Source organism: Candidatus Nitrosopumilus sp. bin_7KS, assembly GCF_054095835.1.
The window spans coordinates 148521-169280 of record NZ_JBSWSO010000002.1; the positions used below are offsets into that span (position 1 = coordinate 148521).

A 20760-nucleotide genomic window follows, 5' to 3' on the forward strand; every position below is an offset into this window, starting at 1 on the left:
TTATAAATTAACTTATAAATTATTTGAGAAATTTATAAATTATTTTGAGACAACCCATTGGTAAATTACTTGCATCTGTTGTGATACAATCTCGTTTAGGTTTTTGATTCTGTCTTCTAAATGTGCAACTTGTAGTTTCAAAGATGATATCTCTTGTTTGAGACTGTTGTTTTGTTCTTGGAGTCTCAAGACTTGGTTAGATGTTGTATCTTTGTGTTCTTCAGATACAGTTTCAGACATTACAACATGATTAAAACTGGTTCCTGCACAGTATGTATCCAGTGGTCTTGGAGATACCGCATAACACACATCTACCACATAGACTCCTGGCTCTTCAAAGTATGGCCCATCAAGATTGACTCTTGTCTCAAACGTGCAACCAGAAGAGCCGCATGTTGGTTTGATTTGATCAACTGCTGAAGTTATTCCATCAGGATTTGATATTTCCATTGCAACAAAACCAGCGTCATCATTTGTTTGTATCAGGTTTAGCTGTCCGTAAATCATAACAGCATCACCAGTTATAGTGGAATATTCTTTGGGTTTTCCATTTTCAAATCTCCAGTCAACAGAAATTGTAGAAGTGTTTAATGGTTCTGAAATTGTACCTGTTTGTTTTGGAGATGAGATGAATGGAAAGTCAGCAGTTGCAGTCTGCTTTTTGTATTGTGCAGTAATTGTGTACAGTCCTGTATAGTCAAATCCAATTCCTCCCAGTGTAAATTCAGTGTCAAAAAAGCACTGGTCATATGCGCATCCCAGATACACTTGGTCTATGTAGACTATTTTCTGTGCAGGGTTTTGTACTGTGATTGCCACTTGGGATAACGGATTGTCTCCAATTTGAAAAGTAGATTCGTATCCTGCGTTGATAATGCCAGATATTTTCAGAGGTATTCCAGAGGATAGCGTAATTGATGTTCCTTCAGGGGATCCTGCCACACTCCATTGTACAGTCATTGGAGATCTGGAGGAGTCAGTTTGGGCATATGTTACAGCAGAGGATAGTGAAACTACCATACTCAGGACAATCAAACCCAAAATGGCTTTACTTACCAAGATTTCTTTACTTTCTTTGGTCTAATTAATGAACATTACTACTTTCTTTACAAGTAAGAATGAGTGGAAAATCAAAGAAAGAGATACTAGGTATGAGTACGCTAAGTCACAAATTTCAGGTAACCATACCAAAAGAAGTAAGAGAGGAAGCAAAACTTGGCGAAGGAGACAAGATAATCTTTGTCAAGGAAGATGATAGAATTTACATCAGGACAAATACAGAATTATAATTTTTTATTTCAGAGATTGAATTAAACAAAAATGATCCAAAGATTGATCATTTGTGAATATCTCTTTGTTTAATGCAATAGTCTTCAATTACAGCGTACTTGACAAATTGATCAGTTTCATTACATTTTGATGCCTGTTTTTTGGATTTTCTCATAGGCAACACACATCTATGTTGCCATAGTTCAGATGAAAACGTCTTTCTTTTTCCCATAATCATACTGAGAATATCATATTAATAAAATTTCGAAGGAAACATAGTGCAATTATTTGCTGTAAAATGATTTCAAAAAAGATTTGGGCTCAGAAAATGCCAAATCTCAACAGATTTGAACATTAGATAATTGAATCAAGAGTGTGAATCTCTATGAGAGAATAGATTTGTGACTATTACATCTAATTACATTAATCAAATTCGGATAAACACGAATTACTTTTGTAGATAACATACTATTTTAAAAAAAATACTTTTTTAATTTTTAGTACGTAAATGATCTATGTTTTCTCTATCTGTAAACATTCTTACACATTCGTCTAACATTTCCTTTAATTTATTTAGATATGCACATCCTAAGTAGATAAGATCTGCATTTTGATATTCTGCAATGACATATCTCTCAGATTTTGTTTCATACTGTTCTAAAATTGATTTGGTTGTGTTGTAGTTATTCATCTCAATTTTTTCTATTTTGGTTTTTTGATTTGGTATTTGAATTAGAAATATTATTGGCTCTTTTGGCCATTTTTCTTTATTTTTTAATGTAAATTTTGTTGGATGCTCTATTGTTTGTAGATGACTTACCTCTACTCGTAAATCACCAAAAAATTTGAAAATTTCATCATTTTTCATCATCCTTTGTTTTTCATCATACCATTTTTCAAAACCTTCTACATGTGCTAGATGTTTTTGTAGAATTAGTGTTATGCTTCTTGCCATCATCACAAATGCTTCAAAATTTGGTATGAATGAAATTATGTTTCCGCTTATTGTTTGATGTAATATCACCTCTGTATTCATCCATCTGGCTCTTATTGGCAAAAATTTCTCATAATTGTTTGACATTAATTATTTTTAATGTCTTCCAAATATTCAAAAACTTTTGCAAATGCGGGAGATGTGGAAATTAATGAAATTCCCAATATCATCAAGGTAAAACTAGACTGTTCCCTCTTATTTTTATTGCCGATATGCTCCTCAAGAGATTTTATTTCTACCTCATTTGGTAATTTTTCTTTGTATGGTTCTTTACTTTGCAATTCCACAATAATTTCCACATCATATGTGCCTGGAGAGTCATATCGTAATTCTAGGTTTGCATCATATCTTGACATATTTTTTCCTACTTCGACTCCATGACCTTCATAGTTTAAGATTATAGGATCATTGTATACAGAAATTTGGCTTCTATCGACTATGCTGGTAATTCTCCCTCCAGAAAAAACTACTTGGATGTTTGTTGAATTTGCAACTTCTTCTTCAAGGGTTAATTGTACATGTGATCTAATGTGATGATCTGGGAAAAATCCTCCGGGTGCAGTTAATGTAGTATGGAATGTTGCAATACTTGATGGTAGTTTGATTTCTGTGGTTTTTCCATCATGAGTATTTACTGGTTCTTCTTCAACAAATGTGTCCAACCCAACACCTGCGATTGAAATTCCTGCGATAATAACTGCCACCATGATAATTATTTTAACAATTGCATGTTTTTTAATGGAATTTGATGATCTATTTGTTATTTCGTCAACCATGTCTTTCAATATATCCTTGAAATTTCAAAGTTACTTAATGATATCAGGATTACCTTAAGAATTATCTTAGTAGAGGCCTTGTTTTTCACTTTATTCCGATTTTGGGTATTCTGATTGTATTTGGGACTCCACAAAATGACACTCCTTTTTGATAATACTTGCCAATGTGTTTTGGTTATGACAGTACCTTACATCCATAAAAAATAGAATAAACTAATAGGAATTCTTGATGTCCTTTTTAACAACAAAAAATTACTATAGTTTGAACTTGACACTAAGTAATGCAATATGAGTTCAAAATTAATAAGAAACACAAATAGTTAGAAATTGTGGGAGATAAAGCTTGCATCGGTTGCAGAATTGTGTATATTATGATATCTGATTCTTGTGATACGCCTATGTGTAAAAAATGTGGCGGCTCAGTTAAAAATATAGGAAATCTTCCATATGATGATTATTATTCTGACTTTAAACGAGATAATTGTTGGAGTTCCAATACTGCATCAAAATTAGATATCGACGCTGATTATGAGCCAAAATTACTTTAGCATATATTACTATGACCGTGCTATCATGGATCCCATCTACAAATCATTTCCTTTTTTTGTAATAAGATAATGGGTTCCCATGTCTAGAATAAGACGGGTATCAATTATTTTTTTCTTCAGTTAGGAATCTAAGTTTTTCTCTTAATTCATCATTAATTTGTAAACAATTATTTTTTTAACCAAATCCAAAGTATTCAAAACATGAGAAGAAATTGATTTCAATATCCATAAGATTTCTATCTCTATTTTCTCTCCCATTATTTTTTACTAAACTAAGAATAAAATTTTTCCTAACACCTAGTTTAACAGTACCATGAATACCTATTGCCATTTTTATTGGTAATCTTAGTAGAATTATTATGTCAAAAGGAATGTGGGCTATTTTTCTATCAGTGTTGATTACGGGGGTCTTTACAGGATTTGAATTAAAAACAGGTAATGACGTAAGTTATGTTAAAATATTTTCAGATGTGATCGATAGTATTTCTAGATCATTTCCACAAACAAATCAGATAGGAGAAATTGCAAAACTTGGTTTAATTGTTTTAGGGATAATTGATATCGTTTTACTGGTTTTAGCAATTCTATTTTATAGATGGTTAGGAATTGCGTCAAGTGGATTAGCTTTTGCAGGTGGAATCTTAGTTGTTTTTAGCTCGTATTCATTGTTTGGAGGAATTATGATTGTTATAGGAGCAATTATTGCAATATTCTTGGATCCTGAGGGCTATGCAAAATGGCGAGACAGACAAACTTAGTTTAGATATGTTTGCAATCCAAAACAATAGAATCTCAACAGATTTGAACCCTCAGAATTGAACCGATATTGTAAATCTCTACGAGAGATTGTCATCAATTACATCTAACAAAGGACAATTTACTTATGGTTTATCCGTTTTTTAATTCCTAAATATTCAAACTATTGAATTTAAGATAATGTGCATAAACTAATCAAAAAGTTTGAAGTTAGATGGAATAACTAAATTTTTTGTTAGTATTTTTGAAAATTCTTAAGTATTAAAAATGAAAAAATATTCTATGAATACTGTTAATCCTATTGCTTATGGAGGCGATTCGCTAGAAGAGTGGGATAAAGAACTTCATGTATATGGAGTAACTGAAATAATAGAAGAACTTACCAAATCAAAAATATTTAGTTGTGAAGAATGTGGTTATCCAATATTAGTAGTCAAAGATAAACCAATACCAAATTTTTGTTCTGGATGCGGTAAAAAAATAGAATGGGGTTCTAAACTTAAGGACAAGTATGACGTATGTCCAAAATGCAATAAAAAATTCCCACAAGACAGATACGAATATTGTGATATTGACGGAAATTCGTTAAATAGAATTTAAAATTAAGTATGCAAATTAGAATAACTGGGTCAGCCCAAAATGAATTCCAAATAATTGTAATAACAACCCAATAACTACTAAATCAATTGCATTTTTTTCATATAGTATATTTCTCACCACAATATGTTCATCTTTTCCTAAAGGTTTTCCATTAACCTGTGGCTCCCCTCCAGCAAAATCCCCAACAGTGAATACAGCTTTCTTTTCAATCATCATGAATACCATGAATCCAAGAATTTCAAGAATTAATCCTCCTGCACTGGTTCCATATACCATTAAACTTTGAATGTTTTCAGGAAGGTATTGTGTTGGTGGATAAAATACAAAAAATATACTTAAACTAACTAACAATATTGAAACTCCAACAATACTACGTTTATGATATTTCACAAATCATGTAAATTATGTATGAACTTAAGCATATTGAATACATGATGCTTTTTGTATAGTTTTTAGATGGAATGGATCAACATTCGATAAGTGTCACGTACAACCCATCTTCTCTGATTTTAATACCATTTTTGTAGATTGGGAGGTATTGTTTAACTTTAGACAATTCTTTCTCAAGTTTTTTAATTCCTTTTATTGTAAATGCATTATCAATCATTTTTGTTAGAATTTTTCCATTTTTTTGCTTCATTATTATGATTGTAAATATGATAAGTCGTGCACAGTTTAACATGAATAATTCCACATATTTTTCTGTCAATTGAGGATCTTTTTTAGATATTTTTTTGTTTTCTGTAGGAGAGCCATGAAAATAATTACTTCTCCACTCATAAGCAATTTCTAAAATCTTTTTTGTTTTTTTATTACGTATGCCCAGATAATATAAAAAAAGAAATGTCCTATTAACAAATCTGTTTTTTGAATTATCTCTTTCTGGAATTAGTAAAGAATTAATGATTTTAACTGCATAAGGAGTAGTTTCAGAAATACTTCCAATTTGTTCAAGTGCTTGATGATATGTTTGTAAGGCTATTCCTAATCGCCCTCTATGATTATAAATATGAAAATCATATCGAGATAGATTTTTTGATAAAAAATCCCATGTCTTTTTTAGTTTTGCACTATCACTTTTTTTGAATATTGTGTTTACGTATGCATTTCTAGGATAATGAAAAAAATAGTTTTCAATAATATGTTCATAGAAAGAAAATGTTAATGATTGATTTCCTAAAAATTGAATTTTTGCCAATTTGTATAACACTAAGATGAATTTTACACGATCTTGCATGTTCATCTCATTATCCCCACTCCCACATTGTTCAAATTTGTGATAAATTACATTTGAAGTCTCATGAATAACTTCATCATATTCAAATTGTTGTTCATCTTTAATTTTTTTAATATCAAAATCACAGATTCTAGGTTTAGTCATTGTTAAAAAATCATTTATTTTGTAATGATCTTTAACTATCAACCCCACTGAAAATATTTTATTATATGCAATAGGACATTTATTTTCAATGATTTTAAAAAAATCTAAAGTGATATTTTTTATTATTTTTGAATCAACTTTATTGTAAAAACAATATCGAATAAAATTTGATATGAATGTGTGAAAAGTAAACCCGTTTTCAAGTTTTTTGGATTTTACAAATATATCATATTTTTTATAAAATTCAGATTCCCATATATGATGATTCAATTGGGCAATAGGCATGCCCCAATCATTTTCTAATTTTTTTTCACGTGAATGATTTAAAAATTTGTTAAATTTTTTTACAAATTTTATGTTTGGATAATGATAATATTGTCGTTCTATAGTTGATGTATTAGTTTTCAAATTATCTATGTGGTTTTTTATTTTTAGCAATATGGAGTTCAAATCGTCTATATTGCATTGTGATGACAAACTAGTCATTTTCGGATTCATTATTTTCTAAGAGATCATTATAAGAAATAACAACATCAGGAGTCCATTTTTTTTCTTCAAACTGTGATTTTACATCATTGATATGATCGTTTTCCACAAGGTCATGCTCATTTTGACGATACCAATCTTTGACATATCCAAAATGATTCTTGATAGGATTATCTTTTGAATTTTTTTCATCATCAAACCATAACATACTATAATATGCATCTTGGAAATCTTCAGAAAAAAACTTTGCAATATCATTTGGAATTCGTTTTGATAGTGCAAGATGAGCAATTTGTTCTAATTTGTTCAGATATTCAGAGTAGGCATCCCAAAAACTTTCTTCATTTTTTGAATTAATATACTGTTTTCCTAGATATTCAATATCTTTTGTAAAGTCTATTAGCAATTCAGTATATTGTTGATGTGTTTGTTTTTTATTTTGATTCCAATTTAATAAAAATGAGCCAGTAACAGCAAAAGAGCTTATTATTGCAACAACAATGGCAATTAAACTAAAATTTGGATCTTCTGGAATTTGTATAAAAACATATTCCAACATATGATTTAGTATGTCAAACTATAAACTTAAGCATTTGGACAGTTATTAGAAATCTTTGAGTCCTAATTGTCGTCTAATTGAAAACTCAGCAAGTTGTGCTTCTACAGACAAATCTTGACAGGTTTGAATTAGTCAAATTTATGTTATAAATGATCATATGAATAAAATGAAAAATGACTTCATATTTTTAATTGTATGAATTTTAGTAAGTAAAAACGCATTATTTTTTAAGATTGAGTATTTTTTTAGAAATTGCTAATGCAAATTCTCCACGTTTCGTAACTCCTTCAACAATATCATTATCTGCCACATACATGAAATTTGCAAATTCTTTTGCATTTTTGACAATAGGTATTGCTTGTGGATTCAACAATATTTGCTCTACTTCTTCTAAAGGGGTATTTTTATAGAATAGATTCCACGCTTGTATATGTTCAGCAGTAGGTTTGAGTTTTCCACTCTCATAGAACCTAACTGCTAATTCGTTTGTATGTTGATTCGTAAGTAGTTGATCATTTTCAACTGGAATAGATATTATATCATCAGCAATTAATTCTTCAAGAATATTATTACATTTAGCAGTAAATTGTGTTTTAAAATCTAAAAGTAATTTTGTAGATACATAATTTAACATCAATAAACTTTCAGCTTTTGGATAATAAATTGCAAATATGGATTTCTGAAAAATTATCATATCTAGAAGTTTTAATGTTAATTTTCCATTAATTATTTCAGCTGAAATAATATCATCATTTGAGGCATGTATTTTATCCAAATTAGCAAATAAGATTAGATAATCAGAATTGGTTTGAATTTTGAGACAATATACTTTAGATTTAGATTCAACTCCTGAAAAACTTTCTATGGGTAACACATCTGAATTTAGATCTAGGGCATCAAGCAGTGCTGCTAATTCAGGCAAAGTTTTTTTTCGAATAATTCTGTAGGTATTAGTATCTTCAGGTTCAGAAAACATTTTAAATTGATTTAACGATGAAGGCATATTTTTTAATTCATCTTCTAGTATATTTAGAAAAGGTGTTGTAAGACCTGTTTCCATTATAGGTAATTTTGTAACTCCAAATCTTAGATTTGGATCTTGTTTTTTTGATTTCTGTAATAAAAATCCCATAATCACTACCTCTTTTCGATTTAATTGAAATTCTTGAATTATTTTTACAATTTCTGCTTTTGATAACAATAGATGAGTTATGAGAATAATAATATTTAGTCTTTATTTAGATAAATTCCTTGAGATAATTCCACCATAGTTACTATATCATCGCGATATAATGATTCCTTTGTAAGAATGGTCACACTACGTAATTCTTTGGTAGAATCGATATCTTGTACAGGGGAAATAGTTGAAATAGCATATATTTTAAATCCTAAAATCAATAATGAGGGATTTGTTAATACAAGTCCACTTCTTGTAAATATTATAGATATTAAAATAATCATAGAGAGAATAATAAACAGATCAGAGTAATCATGAATGTCAATTAAAATAAAGAAAAAATATGCAACAATATGTGCAACAACTTTATCAGATTTTTCTTTGACTTTTACGATTTTTCCTTTTTCACCACTAATTGTATTGTAATGATTACTAAATTCGCGTAATGCAGATATCGTTGTAATAATAATTCCAATAATTATAATAAATGATATTATCACATCAAAGGTTGTATGGTTCTCTATGAGATATTTACCTAATACAATGGCCCAAATAGGAAAAAAAGAAGCAATGAAAAACATAATTTTTTTACGAAATGTGTATAGAGGAAGCATACATTATTTAAGCCAGCATATGACAAAAATATTTGTATCAAATAGATATTGACTAAAACTTGGTAGGCATGTTACTTTATTCATATTCAGATAAAAGTAATTCCAAATTCTCAGATCCCCGATATCTAGTTAACTTGTGAATGCCTTTTTGAACTTTAGTTTCAAGATCTTTTTGTTTTTTTTTGTTGATTGGAAATCATTCACTAATTGTCACAGATCGTGGATCACGAATTAAATCTAACATTTTTCTTCCCATATCTGTAACACGTCGCTCCCAAATTCCAGAAGCAGACATAGTTACATTCATGTATTTTCCTTTCATCATAAGATTTTTTGCAATTAAATCATCTATGATGGCATTGTAAAAATCATCTCTTCCTTCAAGTTCTTTAAATGCGGCTTCAAGTCCAGATGATGCAGAGCCTCCAGAATAATTAGGAATGGGTTTTTCTCTTACTTGAAACCAACCCTGAGGATGCCAAAAATAATCTAGAATTTTTAGGTGCCACCCAGTTAATGTATCAAGATGATTTAGTAAAATTTGATGTAAATCATCATCAGGGGAATTTCCTATTGCAGTATTCAAGACGACATTACGTAATGCATCCATTTTTTCTTTTTCAAAACTTCGTAATGCGATAGGGAGCACTTGTAAGACTGTTGTTCCAAACTTTTCCTTGTTTTCAATTTTATCCATTGTAAAATTAATTTCTCTCTCTAATTCATCCAATCCCGTTACAATTGCAATTAGGATTTCTTGCTGTTTTTTACCAATTATGTTTCCCATTATTTTAGAAAAACCCTGTGCAGCTGCAGAACCTAAAATAGATGATCCTGGAAGCGCTATTTCTCCAGCAAGGCCTACTGATTGAATAATTTTTTCACCAATGGTATTGACATTTTCTAATTTGGATGATGTTTCAATTAATTTTTTAGCATCACTTGTGACTGACTTGTCATTATCTTTATTCATACAATGCCTCTATTCTTTCAAACCCTATATCATTTTAAAAATTTTACATCTAAAAATCCCTTGAATGTTTCTTCAAATTGATCGGCAGAATTGAATCGTCCATGTCTCCTAGACCAATAAATTGCTGAATCTAAACTCTTCAATATTTGTTGAAGATCTTCTGAATTCTCTAATCCTGGCAATTTTTCAATTTTCATAACGTCACTGAGAGTTTGAGAATAAAGGTATTATGGATATTGAAATACCTCTGTTCATTATTATTTTATTAAAAATATCTTTCAAAACATCTATTCAGTCTACAAAATTGTGTAAGAGAGGTCTCCATGCAAGGGATTCAGGTTTCCTGCAAGGCTCTTGTGATTCCAATTTCTTCAAGTCAACGGTTGTAGGAATTCCCTTCATTGCATTGTACAGTATAGATGATGATCTTTGAGATATCATCTCCTTTTGAATCTCAAAGTACTTTTCCTTCCATTCTTCTGCCTCCTCAGAGACTAGTTGCTTTGCGAGTTTCTTGATTTCCTCTTTTTGCGATTCCTCAATTTCAGATAGTCCTCCAAGGTTAAGCGGCTTGGAGCACTTGTAGCAAATGTTTGCATCAGCATTATTCACGGTTCCACATACAGGGCAAGCTTGAGGAATGCTTTGTGTTTCTTTTTGTTGCTCTTGTTTTATTCCGTAATGTTTGAAGAGTACGTCATCAACATCAGAGTTGTCAAGATGGACATAGCGTTCAGTCATTTTAGAACTGCCTGACCATCCATGACGTAATCTCATATGGGTTTCACTCATGAACTTTACAGTTCTAGTTGCCTCTGAATGTCTAAACAAGTTAAGATACACCTTCTTTGACATATTTGCCATTTTGCATCGTCGTGTCACCATCTGGCGTGCAGAGCTGTATGTCATCGGTTGCCCGTACTTTGCCTTGTTGAGGTTTATCCACAAGGGTGCATCAGGGTCATCCTTGAAAGGATGCACGTTAAGCCAAGACGAAAGATTAGGTATTGAATTAACCAGACGGACAGGTCTTGCACCTGTCTTGCCATCCACATGCAATACAATCCCGTGTTGATCAATTTTTACATGCTTTAGTTGCAGATTCAGAATTTCCCCAGGTCTTGTGCCGCTATCATAAAGACAGTCGATAAATGCCCTGTCCCTTGCATTCTCACCGCACGCATACAAAATTCGGGTTTTATCAGATTCTGTAAGCAAGTCTTCTCTTGAGATTTTGTCCTTGACTCGTTTTGTCTTGATGTGTTTTATCTCTGGAGGATCACCAACTTCATCTTGATGTCTAGAGCCAAGTTTGAGCCATCTGAAAAATAGCTTTAGGATCTTTTTGCAATCATGTGTTGTGTGTGTCTCTTGGCCACTTGGAGAATGTTTCTGAATTACCTTAGATATGATTCTCTCAAGGTCTTCTTTTGATGCATCTTTCCAGTTTTTTTCTAATAATCTGCTGAGACCAAGAATTGTCTGCAAATGCTTGTGCTGTACTGCCTTTGATAGAGATTCTGTGATCATTGAATTGTAATATCTCTCAATGATATCGATATTTTCTTGAGACAGTTCTTTTTTGATTAGAATCATGGTTCTGGAAATTCTCTTGTCATAGTCATAAATGCCGATATTTTTTGGATTTGGTGCTTTATCACTCAACGATTCTCTATTGCAATGTAGGGATTTAAAGAGAATTGATGGCGCCCTCGGCGGGATTTGAACACGCGTCTCAGCCGTGACAGGGCCGAATTCTAGACCGGGCTATACTACAAGGGCACAAGTTCTTGGAGTCAAAATGCCAGATTAAAAGTTTCTGTCACAACAAAATCTTTTGTAAAAGACTAAATTATACAATTAAGGCATTTTTTACGAGGGTCTATGGCGCAGCCAGGTAGCGCACCGGACTTTTAATCCGGTTGTCAAGGGTCCGAATCCCTTTAGACCCGCTCTCTATTCTTTATTCATTAAATCATTGCTTTAACTTGCTTTTTCAAATCATCAATACATGCATTAATTTTATTTTCTCTTTTCAATACATCAGATCTGTATTGATTAATTTTTAGAGTTCTATCAGATATCATTCTTTTTTGTTCATCATAGCCTGAAGAACCAAAAGATTTTCGGTCTTTAAGAGATGAAACAACAGTTGTAGAAGATATGATTTTTGAGACTATTTTAGGATCAACTTTTGTGTCAGCCACTGATTTTTTTATTTCAGACAAGGTCAATTTTGAAATAGGTTTTTTTGAATTATGAGCCAATTGAACTAGTACTCCTGAAATTTTATGAGTCACTCTAAATGGGATTCCTTCTTGAACTAATTTTTCTGCAATATCTAACGCAATTAGATTACTAGACTCTGTAACTTTTTTCATTTGTTTTTCATTTACTTTCAAAGTTAGAAGAATTGATTTTAAAATTAATAATGCACTGATAGAAATTTTTGATGTAGACCAAATAGATGATTTAATTTGTTGTAAATCTCGCCCATATCCTGATGCTAGTCCCTTAACAGTTGTTAAAATTGCAGTTAAATTCCCAATAACTTCTGCAGTTTTACCTCGTGTAAGTTCCAAAATATCAGGATTCTTTTTTTGAGGCATTACACTAGATGGAGATGTAAATTCATCTGATAGTTCAATAAATGAAAATTCAGAAGTAGACCAGATTACAAAATCTTCAGAAATTTTACTTAGATTTGTCATTAAAATAGAAATCATTGCCACATATTCTGCCACAAAATCGCGTGTACTAGTTGCATCAATTGAATTTTCAACAAGACCATCAAAACCCAACATCTTTGCAGTACTATGTCTATCAATAGGAATACTTGTTCCTCCAACAGGGCCTGCTCCAAGTGGACTTTGGTTTATTCGTTCAAACGTTCCAAACAATCGTTCAAAATCTCGTGTCAAAGCATCAGCATGAGCTAAAAGATAATGAGAAAATAATCCAGCTTGTGCTTGTTGAAGATGAGTGTATAGTGGCATGATTGTTTTTTGGTGATTTTTAGCCACAGATACAAGAGCTTCAATGGTATCTAAAAGACAATTACAAATGATATTGATATCATCTCTTATTTTCATTCGAATATCTAAGACAACTTGATCGTTTCGAGATCTTGCAGTATGCATTTTTCCTCCACTGGCCATTCCAGCTTTTTTTATCACCAAAGTTTCAATAAGCTCATGAATATCTTCTGCACCAGATGAGGCATCAAATTTTTCATTTTTCAAATTCTCTAAAGCACTCAAAATTTTTTTTGCATCAGTATTTGTTATAATATTTTGTTGAAATAACATCAAAGCGTGAGCTTGACTTCCAAGAATATCATAAAGTGCAATTTCAGAATCATCATTAATTGATGAAACATAATCCAAAGTAATATCACTCAAATCAGTACCAAGACGTGAACGATACATTACCTAAGGTTCTATAATGGTTATATATAGCAACGATGGTTTTCACGACATGAGCCAAGATATCAAACTGATGCGAGTTAAAATATTTGATGAGCTATCAAAGATTGTAGATCCTGAAATTAACACATCAATTGTAGAATTAGAATTAATTGATGAAGTCGATATCAACGACAGTAATGTCAAAGTGGATTTACATCTTACAAGTCCATTCTGTCCAGCAGTATTTGGTTTTAAAATTTGCCAAGATGTACACGATAATCTTTTGAAAGTAGATGGTGTAAAAGATGTTAAAGTTAATGTCTCAAATCATTTCATGGCTGAACAGATTAACAATCAAGTAAACAATAGCCCAAATCCAAAAAAACTAGGTTAACTTCTAAAACCTAGCATATATCCTCTAAGTAGTTGAATTCCCATAGCAGGATCAACTCCTTTTGGACATACTTGACTACAAGAGCCAGCAAAATGACATCGCCAAATACCATGAGAGTCATCAATTATTTTTAATCTAGAATCTTTTCCCTTATCTCTACTATCTGCAACATATCGATATGCTTGAGCTAATGCTTGAGGTCCAACAAATGATGAATCAGTTGCCATGGTAGGACATGCAGAATTACACAAACCACATTTGATACAATTTGCAAATTGAATGTATTGTTCTACTTCTTCAGGAGTTTGTAAGAATTCTTTTTCGTCAGAGACCAGTTCTGTATCATCTCTAATTAGGTATGGTTTAATTTTTTGATGAGAATCAAATAATTTTTCAAACTTTACTGTTAAATCACGAATTACTGGAAAATTATTCATCGGTTCAACGGTGACAACATTAGAATCTAATTCGCTAATTTTTGTAAAACATGCCAATCTAGGTTTTCCATTAATTATCATTCCACATGAACCACATGTAGCTTGTCTACAAGAATAGCGTACTGCAACAGAATGATCAAAGTGTTTTTTGACATCAAGGATTGCTTCTAGAACAGTTGTCCATTTTTCATATTTGACATTAAATTCCATAAATTGACTTGATTCATCATGTTCAGGATTAAATCTTGAAATTTTAAGAGTAATAGATTTTGCCGTTGATGATTGTTCATTTGAAATACTAGAAACTTGAGCCATTCCTATACCATCCCCATGTTTGTCATAATAATTGTTCTTGAGCCATATGCTATTAACCCAATCATTCCAACAAGGCAACCATAAGAGACAGTTTTTTCATACAGTCTTCCTTGTTTTAATTCAAGTAAAATCACCCTTAATCCATTAAATCCATGAACAGCAAGTAGAACTAGAATTATTTCCAACATTATTGCATATGGAACAAATTTGTAATTAGCTAAGACATTTTCATATTCTAATGATTCTGCATATCCCATAGTAAGACGCATCAAAATGTGAACTGCCACTAAGGCTACGGCTGCCAAAGCAGTCCCATAGTGGATTTTCATTATTGTACTTTCTCTCATTTTATTCACCAAACATTACCGCTAGACCATACATCATTGCAACTGCTGCAAGAACTATTGCAGAATAAATTCCAATTTTATGTCTATAATTTTGTGATGCTGGATCATATGGATAATCAGGTCTTGCAGGTTTTCCTACACCTACTCCACCATGGCCCAACATTACTCTAACTCCATTTACAGTATGAAATACACACATTGCAATTACAATAGACATTACGATATGACCTTCAGTACCAGAGATGAGTTCCATGAAATCATCCCAGCCAACCTGACCTCGTAAAATATTACTGGTTTCATAAATATGACCTATAAAATATGCCAATAATCCCAATCCACTTAATCTCATTAACAAATATGCTACTCGTTCAATTCCATATCTACGAGGATTGATCATCCCTCCAACACCTTCTCTGTGTTCATCGTTTGCCATCTAGTACTTCCTCTCCACTGGCTGGTACTTAGTAATTGTTACTGGATGTGTTTTCATTATTGGTTCATTTGGATCATAGTAAGCAAGGGTGTGATGTAAAAAGTTGACATCATCTCGTTTTGGGTAATCAGTTCTTGAATGTGCTCCACGAGATTCTTTTCTGTTTATTGCACCGAGTAAAACAATCTCAGCTACTCTAAACATAGAGTCAAGTTCCATCACGTTTGCAAAATTGGTGTTGTATTCTTTTGCTTTATCATCGACGTGTTTCCAAGTCTGTTTCTTTAAATCTCGAATTATTTTAAGACCTTCAATTAGGTTAGTTTCATTTTTGTAAACATATGCTTTATCATTCATTGTATCAGTTAGTTGTTGCCTAATTTCATATGGATTAACATCTCCATTCCCTCTAAAGATTCCATCATAGATTCTCTTTTCTTCAGCAGCTACAAGATGATGAGGCCATGGATTTGTGGATTCATTCTTTTGGATATAATCAATTGCTAATTCGCCTGTAATTTTACCCCAAACAATACATTCAGAAGTTGAATTTGCGCCTAAACGATTAGAACCATGGACACTGTTACATGCAGCCTCTCCAGCAGCCCAAACTCCTTGAATTTCAGTTGCACCATCAATGTCAGTATGAAGTCCACCCATCATGTAATGGCATACTGGTCTAATGTCAAGCAAATCCTTTGCAGGATCTTGACCTGAAAATTTAATTGATATTTCTCTAATTCCACCTAATTTCTCTTTAATTTTTTCATCTCCAAGATGTCGTAAATCAAGTTTCATACAATCTACACCAGTTTCATGTTTGAATCCTCTACCTTCTTGAATTTCAGTCATTATTGATCTTGATACAATATCACGTGGAGCTAATTCCATTTTACCAGCTGCATATGTTTTCATAAATCGTTCACCTTTGTTGTTAAGAAGATAACCACCCTCACCTCTTGCACCTTCAGTAATTAGAATACCAGAAGGTAAAATTCCAGTTGGATGGAATTGGACAAATTCCATATCCTTGAGTGCCATACCAGCACGCAATCCCATATCCAAACCATCAGGGGTCGAAGAAAGGGCATAAGTAGAAAAGCTGTATAATCTTCCAGCCCCACCAGTTGCAATGATGAGAGCTTTTCCTTTGATTGTGTAAAATGTACCAGAACTTAATTCAATTGCAGTAACACCCATGAATCGTTTTCCATCATGAATTATTGATGTGACAAACCATTCGTTAAGATATTCAATATTTTCAAATTTTAGACATGTATCATACAAAGTTTGCATTTCAAAGAAACCAACTTTATCAGATGCATATGTTGCTCTAGGGAAACTGTATCCACCAAAGTTTCGTTGATCAATTCTACCATCATCTCGTCTTGACCATGGCATTCCCCAATGATCTAATTGATGAATTTCCTGGGGCATTTCAACACAAAGTCTTTCAGCAACATCTTGGTCTGCAAGAAAATCACTTCCTTTTACAGTGTCATAAATATGAGATTCAATTGTGTCACCTTCATCTTCAAAAAGAACTGCTGCAGTTCCGCCTTCTGCTGAAACTGAATGTGAACGCATAACTTGAACTTTAGAAACAATTCCAATTTTGAGATGAGGGCCTTTTTTGGCTGCAGCAATTGCAGCACGTAAACCGGCTAAACCAGAACCACAAATAATTAAATCAAATTCTAGAGAATCTACCATTTTTCAGTCAAACTTGCTTTGTACAGGATAAATATGTAGTAATTGGCAGGCATGATCCAAAATATTAAAATATATCACTAGTGATATCACTAGTGATGATTTCTGAGTGGTTTCAAAGGGTAGGAAGCTCAGTCCCTAGAGGATTTTCAAGATATTTCATTTTAGAATTATTGAAAAAAACTCCACATACAGGGAAAGAGATTATCGATTATGCAGTTGAACAAAGTAATGGTATTTGGAAACCATCACCGGGATTAATTTATCCTTTGTTGGGTAGATTGCTAGATGAAGGATTAATTGAAGAAACAAAGGATGGGAAATATCAATTAACACAAAAAGGGAAAGATACTGCAGAAGACGTAGACAAAGTAAACGACATTGTTAAAAAACAACTTGAGGTTTTATTTCGATTAGGAAATGTTGGAAGATTTGTTGCTTTAGATCTACTAGAAAAGATTGCTGCAATGGGATCTATACTAAGTTCTAATTTTGCCAACATGACAGAGGATGAGACCAAAAAATACAAGCAATTTCTAGAATCAGAATTAAAAAAAGTTCAAGAAAAAGAAGTAAAGAAAAAAAGTAAAAAGATTAAGATTGAATAATCACAGAATGTTTTGATTCTACTTTATCATCCATTTATTAAAATCATAAATAATTCAGAAATAGAACACAATTATGAAAAGTTTGAAAAATATGTTAAAATCAAAAAAACCACTTGTTATCCCAGGGGTCTATGATGCTTTAGGTGCTAAAATTGCTCAAAAAGTAGGATTTGATGCAATGTTTCAAACAGGATATGGGACATCTGCCACATTATTTGGAATGCCAGATTATGGATTTATCGGTGCCACTGAAACTGTAGATAATGCCAGAAGAATATGTAGAGCAGTACAGGTTCCTGTAATTGTTGATTCAGATACGGGATATGGGAATGCACTTAGCGTTTGGAAATTAGTAAAAGAATTAGAATCAGCAGGAGCATCTGGTATATTCTTAGAGGATCAACGGTGGCCTAAACGATGTGGCCACATGCAAGGAAAAGAAGTAGTTTCTCAAGAAGAATATACAGAGAAATTATCTGCTGCAATTGATGCAAGAGAAAGTAAAAATTTCATCATTGTTGCCAGAACTGATGCAAGAGCAACTGAAGGATTAGATGAAGCAATTGAACGTGGAAAACAAAACAAGAAAACAGGTGCAGATGCTGTATTTGTAGAAGCACCAAGATCAATTGATGAAATGAAGAAGATTGGAAAAGAAATCAACGCCCCACTTGTTGCAAATATGATAGAAGGTGGAGCGACTCCATTAAGTTCAGCAGAATTATTAAGCAAAATAGGGTTTAACATCATTCTCTATCCATTGTCTGTTTTGTATGCAAATACATTTGCAACAATGAATATCCTAACTGAATTAAAAAAGTCAGGCAATACTTCAAAGTATAAACAAAAAGTTGTTAATTTTAATCAGTTTAATGACTTGGTTGAACTTCCAAAGTTTAGAAAAATGGAAAAAAAGTACAAAAGATCAAAGAAATAATAAAATAAAAAATTTCAAGTAAAGTACAACTAGCTTGTATTTCGCTTTACTTCAATTTCTATTGTTGAAACGTTTCTTGTTCTACCGTCTTGAGACTCTAATGATTCGGAGCCAATTTTGATTTCTCCGATAGTGTAGCCTGCATTTTCTGTCTTTCTAGCAATGATTTGAGCTACATCTACAGCACGACCTATGCTGAGTCCTCTAGCTTTGATGCTGACGGCAGGTAAGTTTGCCAATTGAATTAGCGTTGATGTTACATATGCCATCAATGGTTTCTTACCAATGAATACGGTGTCTCGGGTTTCATTTGACATGCAAAATTTGATATTTTAGGATAATTTAAAGCTAAAAGGGGATTTTCAAAATAAATGAAAAAAAATTGAAAAATTTGAACCATTATTAACTAGAAAGAGGGAATTTAGTCAGAACTTGGAAAATATTTCAAAAGTTTTAGAATTTGGAAACAGTAAAGAAAAAATCAAAATTTTGGAGACTTTGGATAATGAAGATAATCCCAATCTATTAGAAAAAATAATTTCAAAATTAGATGATGATGATCTTGCAGTTAGAGGTGAAGCATTTAGTTCATTATTATTAAATAAAAATAAAATTTCAAATTTTTTGATCAATAATTTAAGTACTGCAAATAAAAACATTAGAGGTTTTGTATCACTAGTATTAGCAAATAGAAATGAAACATCAGCAATACCTGAAATAATTAAACTTGTAAACGATGAACGTTCTATGGTCAGATCATGTGCTCTTGGAGCATTAGGTCATCTAAAAGCAATTGTAGCTAAAGAGATTTTTCTTGAAGCGTTGTTAGATTCCAACATAGAAGTGAAGAAAAGTGCGCTCCAAGCAATAATTAACTTGAAAATTGGATTATCAGAAGAAAGAATCAAGGATATTTTAAAAGAAAAAGATCCAGAAATTGAAAAAATGATTTCATCTGTAATAAAAAAATAAATGGACCGGAAGGGATTTGAACCCTCGATCCCATGCATGCCATGCACATATCCTACCGGACTAGACGACCGGCCCAATAATCAGAAATCTGATTGAAATAAGTTTTACAAATTGGTTATTAACGTTTAGCGGTCAATTAGAAAATCGGGTTATAAAATTAACACAATATATTTAACCGTGCAAATACTGATTCAATCGTTATGGTCGTAGATAACAAAGCAACTGTCACTTATGTCCAATTATTAAAAGAAGATCTTGTAATTATTAGAATAGTTCCAAAAGATGGACCTGTTCCAGAATACCAAGCAGGTCAATTCATCACTTTAGGATTACCAAATCCTGTGGAAAATGGAAAAATTGTTAGACGTGCATATTCAATCGCATCACATCCAGAAAATAGGGACTATATTGAATTAGTTATCAGATGGGTTAGAAAACCACTTCCAGGTAGATTAACTACTCAAATATTCAATGTAAAAGAAGGAGATGAAATTCTTTGGTTAAAACCAACAGGTAGAGCCTTACTAATTAATGAAGAATTAGCAAACGGAGAAAAAGATAACCGTAGAATTGTTTGTATTGGTGGAGGAACAGGTCTTGCACCATTTGTAAGTTTTGCACAACATCTTCACGATACTGAAGATAAACGTGAAATCATAGTTTTACATGGTGCCAGTTATGTTGATGAATTAAGTTACAAAGATTTGCTAACTAATCTTGAAAATGAAAGTATCGCTAAAGGAAAAGATCAATGGAATTTCAGATACCGAGCTGCAATTAGTAGACCACAAGAATGGTTTAACAGATCATGGGCAGGTCAAGTTGGTAGAGTTGAAACATTCCTAAGACCAAGAGATAATGGAGTTTCACCATTAGAAGAATTAATTGATGATAAAATAACTAAAGAAAATACAATTTTCTATGTTTGTGGATGGCAAGGAACCATTGATGGGGTAATGGATTTCTTAAATCCTAAAGGCTTTGTCACGGACCATGAAAAACGTGAAGATGGAAGCTTTGAAGTTAAATACGAATCATACGGATAAAACTTTTTTAAATTTAATCAT

Annotated in this window: 28 protein-coding genes and 3 tRNA genes; 10 read left to right on the forward strand and 21 right to left on the reverse strand. The window is 32.1% G+C overall.

Annotation, left to right across the window (positions count from 1 at the left end):
• Window positions 1–39: 39 nt before the first annotated feature.
• Window positions 40–1020: a hypothetical protein gene (locus ACW9W4_RS01180; RefSeq protein WP_457760713.1), complete on the reverse strand. Its 981-nt coding sequence runs from the start codon at window positions 1018–1020 to the stop codon at window positions 40–42.
• 131 nt (window positions 1021–1151) lie between these two features.
• On the opposite strand from ACW9W4_RS01180, the gene ACW9W4_RS01185 reads away from it, so the two are divergent.
• Window positions 1152–1289 (forward strand): AbrB/MazE/SpoVT family DNA-binding domain-containing protein, encoded by a 138-nt coding sequence (locus tag ACW9W4_RS01185; protein WP_457760714.1) that lies wholly within the window; start codon window positions 1152–1154, stop codon window positions 1287–1289.
• 47 nt (window positions 1290–1336) lie between these two features.
• On the opposite strand, the gene ACW9W4_RS01190 is transcribed toward ACW9W4_RS01185, so the two are convergent.
• From ACW9W4_RS01190 to ACW9W4_RS01200, 3 genes are all read right to left on the reverse strand, one after another.
• Window positions 1337–1501, reverse strand: coding sequence for a hypothetical protein (locus ACW9W4_RS01190; RefSeq protein ID WP_457760715.1), 165 nt, complete (start codon window positions 1499–1501; stop codon window positions 1337–1339).
• A gap of 258 nt (window positions 1502–1759) precedes the next feature.
• On the reverse strand, window positions 1760–2350 hold the full coding sequence (locus ACW9W4_RS01195; RefSeq protein ID WP_457760716.1) for a hypothetical protein: 591 nt from the start codon (window positions 2348–2350) through the stop codon (window positions 1760–1762).
• A complete protein-coding gene (locus ACW9W4_RS01200; protein WP_457760717.1) occupies window positions 2350–3039 on the reverse strand; it encodes a hypothetical protein in 690 nt (229 codons plus the stop codon). Before ACW9W4_RS01200 ends, ACW9W4_RS01195 begins: the two co-directional genes overlap by 1 nt.
• A 329-nt stretch (window positions 3040–3368) precedes the next feature.
• Here ACW9W4_RS01200 and ACW9W4_RS01205 point away from each other — a divergent pair, with 329 nt between their 5' ends.
• Window positions 3369–3587, forward strand: a complete 219-nt coding sequence (locus tag ACW9W4_RS01205; protein ID WP_457760718.1) for a hypothetical protein — start codon at window positions 3369–3371, stop codon at window positions 3585–3587.
• A gap of 175 nt (window positions 3588–3762) precedes the next feature.
• Here ACW9W4_RS01205 and ACW9W4_RS01210 read toward each other — a convergent pair whose 3' ends face one another.
• On the reverse strand, window positions 3763–3918 hold the full coding sequence (locus ACW9W4_RS01210; RefSeq protein ID WP_457760719.1) for a hypothetical protein: 156 nt from the start codon (window positions 3916–3918) through the stop codon (window positions 3763–3765).
• Between the two features lie 28 nt (window positions 3919–3946).
• Here ACW9W4_RS01210 and ACW9W4_RS01215 point away from each other — a divergent pair, with 28 nt between their 5' ends.
• Both ACW9W4_RS01215 and ACW9W4_RS01220 read left to right on the forward strand, forming a co-directional pair.
• Complete coding sequence (locus ACW9W4_RS01215; protein WP_457760720.1) at window positions 3947–4345, forward strand: hypothetical protein; 399 nt, start codon at window positions 3947–3949, stop codon at window positions 4343–4345.
• A gap of 280 nt (window positions 4346–4625) precedes the next feature.
• Window positions 4626–4943, forward strand: coding sequence for a hypothetical protein (locus ACW9W4_RS01220; RefSeq protein ID WP_457760721.1), 318 nt, complete (start codon window positions 4626–4628; stop codon window positions 4941–4943).
• Window positions 4944–4958: 15 nt separating this feature from the next.
• Here ACW9W4_RS01220 and ACW9W4_RS01225 read toward each other — a convergent pair whose 3' ends face one another.
• From ACW9W4_RS01225 to ACW9W4_RS01265, 9 genes are all read right to left on the reverse strand, one after another.
• Complete coding sequence (locus tag ACW9W4_RS01225; protein WP_457760722.1) at window positions 4959–5333, reverse strand: hypothetical protein; 375 nt, start codon at window positions 5331–5333, stop codon at window positions 4959–4961.
• A 76-nt stretch (window positions 5334–5409) separates the two neighbouring features.
• Window positions 5410–6324 carry a hypothetical protein gene (locus tag ACW9W4_RS01230; RefSeq protein WP_457760723.1) on the reverse strand — a complete coding sequence of 305 codons (915 nt, stop codon included), beginning with the start codon at window positions 6322–6324 and terminating at the stop codon, window positions 5410–5412.
• Window positions 6325–6802: 478 nt separating this feature from the next.
• A complete protein-coding gene (locus ACW9W4_RS01235; RefSeq protein WP_457760724.1) occupies window positions 6803–7369 on the reverse strand; it encodes a hypothetical protein in 567 nt (188 codons plus the stop codon).
• A 220-nt stretch (window positions 7370–7589) separates the two neighbouring features.
• Entirely contained in the window at window positions 7590–8570 is a 981-nt protein-coding gene (locus tag ACW9W4_RS01240; protein WP_457760725.1) for a hypothetical protein, read from the reverse strand.
• 26 nt (window positions 8571–8596) lie between these two features.
• Entirely contained in the window at window positions 8597–9160 is a 564-nt protein-coding gene (locus ACW9W4_RS01245) for a hypothetical protein (RefSeq protein WP_457760726.1), read from the reverse strand.
• A gap of 196 nt (window positions 9161–9356) precedes the next feature.
• Entirely contained in the window at window positions 9357–10133 is a 777-nt protein-coding gene (locus ACW9W4_RS01250) for a hypothetical protein (RefSeq protein WP_457760727.1), read from the reverse strand.
• 29 nt (window positions 10134–10162) lie between these two features.
• Complete coding sequence (locus tag ACW9W4_RS01255) at window positions 10163–10330, reverse strand: hypothetical protein (protein ID WP_457760728.1); 168 nt, start codon at window positions 10328–10330, stop codon at window positions 10163–10165.
• A gap of 94 nt (window positions 10331–10424) precedes the next feature.
• On the reverse strand, window positions 10425–11798 hold the full coding sequence (locus tag ACW9W4_RS01260) for a tyrosine-type recombinase/integrase (RefSeq protein ID WP_457760729.1): 1374 nt from the start codon (window positions 11796–11798) through the stop codon (window positions 10425–10427).
• Window positions 11799–11837: 39 nt separating this feature from the next.
• A tRNA-Asp gene (locus tag ACW9W4_RS01265) sits at window positions 11838–11915 on the reverse strand.
• A 96-nt stretch (window positions 11916–12011) separates the two neighbouring features.
• On the opposite strand from ACW9W4_RS01265, the gene ACW9W4_RS01270 reads away from it, so the two are divergent.
• Window positions 12012–12085, forward strand: a tRNA-Lys gene (locus tag ACW9W4_RS01270).
• 18 nt (window positions 12086–12103) lie between these two features.
• Here the strand turns inward: ACW9W4_RS01270 and argH are convergent.
• On the reverse strand, window positions 12104–13561 hold the full coding sequence (argH, locus tag ACW9W4_RS01275; RefSeq protein ID WP_457760730.1) for an argininosuccinate lyase: 1458 nt from the start codon (window positions 13559–13561) through the stop codon (window positions 12104–12106).
• Between the two features lie 49 nt (window positions 13562–13610).
• On the opposite strand from argH, the gene ACW9W4_RS01280 reads away from it, so the two are divergent.
• Entirely contained in the window at window positions 13611–13934 is a 324-nt protein-coding gene (locus ACW9W4_RS01280) for a metal-sulfur cluster assembly factor (protein WP_179361148.1), read from the forward strand.
• Here ACW9W4_RS01280 and ACW9W4_RS01285 read toward each other — a convergent pair.
• Genes ACW9W4_RS01285 through ACW9W4_RS01300 form a run of 4 tightly spaced genes read right to left on the reverse strand, consistent with a single transcriptional unit; the run spans window position 13931 to window position 17179 of the window.
• Entirely contained in the window at window positions 13931–14686 is a 756-nt protein-coding gene (locus ACW9W4_RS01285; protein ID WP_457760731.1) for a succinate dehydrogenase/fumarate reductase iron-sulfur subunit, read from the reverse strand. The genes ACW9W4_RS01280 and ACW9W4_RS01285 overlap by 4 nt on opposite strands.
• 2 nt (window positions 14687–14688) lie before the next feature.
• A complete protein-coding gene (locus tag ACW9W4_RS01290) occupies window positions 14689–15033 on the reverse strand; it encodes a succinate dehydrogenase (protein WP_457760732.1) in 345 nt (114 codons plus the stop codon).
• A 1-nt stretch (window position 15034) separates the two neighbouring features.
• Window positions 15035–15466: a succinate dehydrogenase gene (locus tag ACW9W4_RS01295; RefSeq protein ID WP_457760733.1), complete on the reverse strand. Its 432-nt coding sequence runs from the start codon at window positions 15464–15466 to the stop codon at window positions 15035–15037.
• Window positions 15467–17179 (reverse strand): FAD-binding protein, encoded by a 1713-nt coding sequence (locus ACW9W4_RS01300; RefSeq protein ID WP_457760734.1) that lies wholly within the window; start codon window positions 17177–17179, stop codon window positions 15467–15469.
• Window positions 17180–17274: 95 nt separating this feature from the next.
• Between ACW9W4_RS01300 and ACW9W4_RS01305 the strand changes: the two genes are divergently transcribed.
• A complete protein-coding gene (locus tag ACW9W4_RS01305) occupies window positions 17275–17784 on the forward strand; it encodes a PadR family transcriptional regulator (RefSeq protein ID WP_457760970.1) in 510 nt (169 codons plus the stop codon).
• 91 nt (window positions 17785–17875) lie between these two features.
• Window positions 17876–18721 (forward strand): isocitrate lyase/PEP mutase family protein, encoded by an 846-nt coding sequence (locus ACW9W4_RS01310; protein ID WP_457760971.1) that lies wholly within the window; start codon window positions 17876–17878, stop codon window positions 18719–18721.
• 29 nt (window positions 18722–18750) lie between these two features.
• On the opposite strand, the gene ACW9W4_RS01315 is transcribed toward ACW9W4_RS01310, so the two are convergent.
• Window positions 18751–19038, reverse strand: coding sequence for an AlbA family DNA/RNA-binding protein (locus ACW9W4_RS01315; protein ID WP_179362985.1), 288 nt, complete (start codon window positions 19036–19038; stop codon window positions 18751–18753).
• Window positions 19039–19153: 115 nt separating this feature from the next.
• Between ACW9W4_RS01315 and ACW9W4_RS01320 the strand changes: the two genes are divergently transcribed.
• On the forward strand, window positions 19154–19693 hold the full coding sequence (locus ACW9W4_RS01320) for a HEAT repeat domain-containing protein (RefSeq protein WP_457760735.1): 540 nt from the start codon (window positions 19154–19156) through the stop codon (window positions 19691–19693).
• A gap of 1 nt (window position 19694) precedes the next feature.
• On the opposite strand, the gene ACW9W4_RS01325 is transcribed toward ACW9W4_RS01320, so the two are convergent.
• Window positions 19695–19768, reverse strand: a tRNA-Ala gene (locus tag ACW9W4_RS01325).
• A 125-nt stretch (window positions 19769–19893) separates the two neighbouring features.
• Between ACW9W4_RS01325 and ACW9W4_RS01330 the strand changes: the two genes are divergently transcribed.
• Entirely contained in the window at window positions 19894–20739 is an 846-nt protein-coding gene (locus tag ACW9W4_RS01330) for a ferredoxin--NADP reductase (RefSeq protein WP_457760736.1), read from the forward strand.
• The last annotated feature ends 21 nt before the right edge of the window (window positions 20740–20760 follow it).